Below are 4,036 nucleotides of genomic sequence, written 5' to 3' on the forward strand. Positions count from 1 at the left end.
CGCCCGGAGTTCCCCCGCGCGACAGCCCCACGGGCCAGCGAGGACCAGGTGCATGGTCCCGAGGTCGGACGGCAGGCGGCGAAACGCCTGGACCAGGCGAACCAGGTTCTTGCGAGGCTCGAGCGTCCCCACGAAGAGCACATATGGCGCCTCACCGAGTCCCAATCGCCGACGCGCCTCCGCCACGCCAGCGTTTCCGGGCGCCACAGTGCCGCGGGCGAGCGGCACGACGTCGAGGCGATCGCTGGGAACACCGAGCACGGCCGCGGTGTCGGCGCGCGTCGCCTGGGCGTCAATGATGACGCGCGTCGCGTAGCGGCGAATCCAGGCCAGGCGTCTACGGTGCAGGAGCCGATTCGCCCAGAAGTGCCACGCCGGAAAGAGCTTCGTCGTCACGTCATGCACGGTCGCCACCACCGGGTTGCCCGGGAGGGGCTCCGGGTACACGAACTCGCCCACGTGGAAGACGTCGGCCGCGTGTACCTCCCGCCGCAGGATCGCCGGGTACGGACGGTCGAAGAGCGGCCCCGGCAGCGCACGCCACCGGAGATACGCGCACACGACCTTCGCGCGCGGCCGCTCCAGCGAGGCGGCAAGCTGCGCTCCGAGGCCCGGCAACCCGTTGTACAAAATTCGAAGCTCCAAGTCCGGCAGCGCGCCGAGCGCCTCGACGAGACGGTACAGGTACACCGCGGTCCCCGACACGAGACCGGGGGAGAGCGCGGAGACATCTATCGCGACGCGCATCACCGTGGCTCGGCGACCACGAAGCCCTCGGCGGGCGCGGGTGACACGAACCGCTTGAGCGGCTTCAGGGCCGCGCGCACCAGCGTGCGCACGGGACCAGGCACGCGCAACGCGCTCACATAGAGGTCGGTGATGTCGCGCGGGAACGCCGGGCTGATCGCGACCAGGCGGCACTGCGCCTGTGCCACGAGATCGGCCAGCGACCTCTCGGTGTAGGTCCGCAGGTGGCTGCGGTCGGACCAGTGCGAGAACAGCAGGCCGGCCCGCGCGAGGAACTCCGGCTCGGCCAGCGGGACCTGCAGGATGACCCGTTCCCGCGTCACCCGCGCGGCTTCTCGCAGCAGCTCGAGGTCATCGCCGTGCTCGAGGATGGAGAGGAGGAGCGTCGTGTCGAAGCTCCGGTCGCGAAACGGCAGGGCCTCCGCGGGCGCGCAGGCGGCGGTGAACGCGCGGTTCCGCGCCCTGCCGGCGGCGAGCAGCCCGGCAGAGTAGTCCACGCCGACGACGCTGCGACCGGCCCGCGCGAGCGCGGCGGCGTACACCCCCGGGCCGCATCCGACGTCCAGCAGCCGCGCCCCGCGCACCTCCGCTTCGAGGAAGGCGAGCTTGGCCGGATCGGGCCGGCTGTCCGGCCCCCAGCCCAGGTCCGCCGCATGGGCTGCGTAGTACGCCGGGCCGAATGGATCGGTCCCCCCGCTCATCGGCTTCCAGCAAGCCAGCGGAGCAGCCGGCCACCCGGCAGCTCGGCCAGGACCTCGCCCTCCGCGACATTGAACAGGCCGATCCACCGCACCGCGACCAGAAACGCCGCCCCTCCGGCCAACGCCGCGAACGCGAGGCCGGCCGGCCCGCGCGCGAGCCCGGTCGCGACCGCTCCCACGAGGACGGCGCCAGCGATGGCCGCGGGCACCAACGGCTGCCCGATCGCCCGCAACGCGTACGGCCAGAGCGGCGCACCCACTATCGTGCGGGTCACCGCGCGCACAAACCACGGCGCCTGCAGCACCACGTTACCGAGGATCGCCAGCCCCGAGCCGATGATGCCGAGGCGCGGGATCAGGATGAGCGCGAGCGTCACGTTTATGGCGAGTCCCGCGATGCTGTAGCGTGCAGAGATCTCAGGGCGGTTGAGCGCGTCCGCGGCATTGGATGGAATGGCCGTCAGCGCCATCAGCGCGTAGGCGGCGGCGAGCACGCGGAGCAGGTCCGCGCTCCGGGCGGCCACTGCGGGACCGACCCAGAGCGAGAGGATAGGGCCCGCGAAGACCACCAGCACCATCGCCAGCGGGAAGGTCGCCACCGCCACCGCGCGGCTGGTGCGCTCGTAGAGGAAGTAGAACGTGGACCGCTCCGACGGCGCGGCCGCGGCGCACGCCGCAGGGTAGAAGGCGAGAGACACGTTGCTCTGCACGAAGAGGAGCCTCTGGGCGAGGTCGAGGGGCACCGCATAGTAGGCCACGGTGCCAGCCGACAGGAAAAGCGCCACCAGCAGGCGATCGAGGTGCTGCACCAGCAGGGACGCGAGCTGATGCACAACCTTGAGGGCGCCGAACCGACCTAGCTCGGCCCAGAACGGATAGCGCAGGTTCACCCGAAGGGTGAGGCGCCCGAGGAGCCGGCGCGCGAGGAGCGCGCGACCCGCCAAGCTCACCACTCGGCCGAGCACCATCACCACAGCCAAGCCCACGAGGTCTCCGCCTCCGAGGGCGACGCCGATCTGGACCGCTAGCACGCCCGAGGTGACGGCCGCCTCGAGCGCCACCACGGCGTCCAGCCGCTGGAGAGCCGTGGGGACGGCGCCAAGCGCCGCGCTCGGAACCGCGAACCAGACCGCCACGGCACTCACGCGCAGCGCCGCCACGAACTCGGCGCCGAGGTACGAGGGCACATGGATCGCTGCCGCGATCGGGCCCGCGGCCACGAAGACGACGACCGCGCCCAGGATCCCCAGCACCGACGTCGCCGTGACCGTGCCGCCCACGGCCAAGGCGAGCGCCCCGTGGTCTCCTGCCGCGTGGAGCGCGGCCACGCGGCGCACCAGCGACACGCCGAGGCCGAGCTCCAGAATCCCGCCGTAGGCCACGACCGCGGTGAGCACCGCCCACGCACCGTACCGCTCCAGGCCGAGCGCGCGCACGAAGACGGCCGTCGCCGCGAGACCGAGCAGCATCACGCCGGACTGGAGGCCCAGCGCCGTGGCGGCGTTGGCGGCGACCCGCCTGGCGAGCGTCACCTACACCCTCAACTCGACGCAGGCCACCGCGCTCCCGCCTCGAGTGCGCTCGCCGTACCGCGCGGCGGCGCACTCGTCCGCCCGCGCCCGCCGCCAGCGCGCGTCATGCAGGAAATACGTCACGTCCGACGCGAGGGGCGCGAACGCTTCGATCGCCTCGTCGAGACTCGGCGCGTCGAGCTGCACGAACCAGCCGTGATCCTCGTAGCGGCCGTACGGCACCGTGAGCAGCAGCGACCCTCCGGGCGCAACCAGAGTGCGGAGGGCGCGCATTGCCGCGGCCCGCGCCTCGTTCGTCTCCGCAGCGCCGGCCGCGGGCTGCGGAAGTGCTCCGTAGAGCGTGTTGTCGCAGCCGACATGCTCGAGCGTCGAGATGCAGGTGACCTGACCGAAGCTTGCGGCGAGGAGACCAGGGTCGCGGGCGTCACGGGGGACGTAGGACACGCCCGGCACCGCGCTGCGGTAGCCGTCGTCCGGATAAGGATTCAGAAACGCGATCTCCGCGAATCGTCCGCGCAGCTGCTCGATGTGGAAGGGCGTGTTCAGTGTCGAGCCGACGTCGAGCAAGCGCCCTCCCGGCCGCTTCGCCAGTTTCCCGTACACCCACGGCAACTCCACCACGCGCTCGTCGAGCTCGGGCGCGCCGCGGACGGCGACCGCGCTCAGCCAGTCGGCCTCTCCACGCAGTGCCAGCCGACAGGCTTTCCGCACCATCCGCCTGTGCAGCCGGGCGTACCTGGTGTCGGGTGGCTCCCGGCCAACCAGAATGCGGAGCCAATCGAGGACTGCTGTGGCCATGGCTCGAGGCGCCCTGTCACCGCCCGGGCCGGCAACAGTAACCTTCGGCACCGTCGCGCTCAACGCCGCGCGTCGCCCGGCCGCGGGGCCTCGCCGAGGGCCCACGCCAGGCCCAGCCGCTGCAGCGAGGAGCCGCTGTCGAAGTTGCGCCGGAAGGCTCGGGCTAAGCCGTAGCGGTGGCCGTGGTACGCGGCGGCCCGCGGCTCGTAGCGGATCTCGTGCCCGGCCCGGAGCGCCGCCAGCGCCCACGCCTGATCC

5 protein-coding genes are annotated in these 4,036 nt (G+C 72.3%); all 5 read right to left on the reverse strand.

Translation table 11 applies throughout. The features are described from left to right. The coding region (locus tag Q8Q85_14505) for a glycosyltransferase (protein ID MDP3775467.1) at positions 1 to 747 on the reverse strand (747 nt) is incomplete at its 3' end. Next, positions 747 to 1,448 carry a class I SAM-dependent methyltransferase gene (locus tag Q8Q85_14510; GenBank protein MDP3775468.1) on the reverse strand — a complete coding sequence of 234 codons (702 nt, stop codon included), beginning with the start codon at positions 1,446 to 1,448 and terminating at the stop codon, positions 747 to 749. The genes Q8Q85_14505 and Q8Q85_14510, both read right to left, overlap by 1 nt. Further along, positions 1,445 to 2,980, reverse strand: coding sequence for a polysaccharide biosynthesis C-terminal domain-containing protein (locus Q8Q85_14515; GenBank protein MDP3775469.1), 1,536 nt, complete (start codon positions 2,978 to 2,980; stop codon positions 1,445 to 1,447). Before Q8Q85_14515 ends, Q8Q85_14510 begins: the two co-directional genes overlap by 4 nt. Further along, entirely contained in the window at positions 2,981 to 3,778 is a 798-nt protein-coding gene (locus Q8Q85_14520; protein ID MDP3775470.1) for a hypothetical protein, read from the reverse strand. It abuts the gene before it with no gap. Positions 3,779 to 3,837: 59 nt separating this feature from the next. Next, positions 3,838 to 4,036: hypothetical protein (locus Q8Q85_14525; GenBank protein MDP3775471.1), on the reverse strand; the 199-nt coding region annotated here is incomplete at its 5' end.

The sequence above is a fragment of the Gemmatimonadales bacterium genome, assembly GCA_030697825.1.
Classification (GTDB): domain Bacteria; phylum Gemmatimonadota; class Gemmatimonadetes; order Gemmatimonadales; family JACORV01; genus JACORV01.

What these genes read in the sequence shown, in the direction of transcription:
- Q8Q85_14510 (MDP3775468.1), bottom strand. Translation starts at nt 1,448, where the DNA reads ATGAGCGGGGGGACCGATCCATTCGGCCCGGCGTACTACGCAGCCCAT.
- Q8Q85_14520 (MDP3775470.1), bottom strand. Translation starts at nt 3,778, where the DNA reads ATGGCCACAGCAGTCCTCGATTGGCTCCGCATTCTGGTTGGCCGGGAG.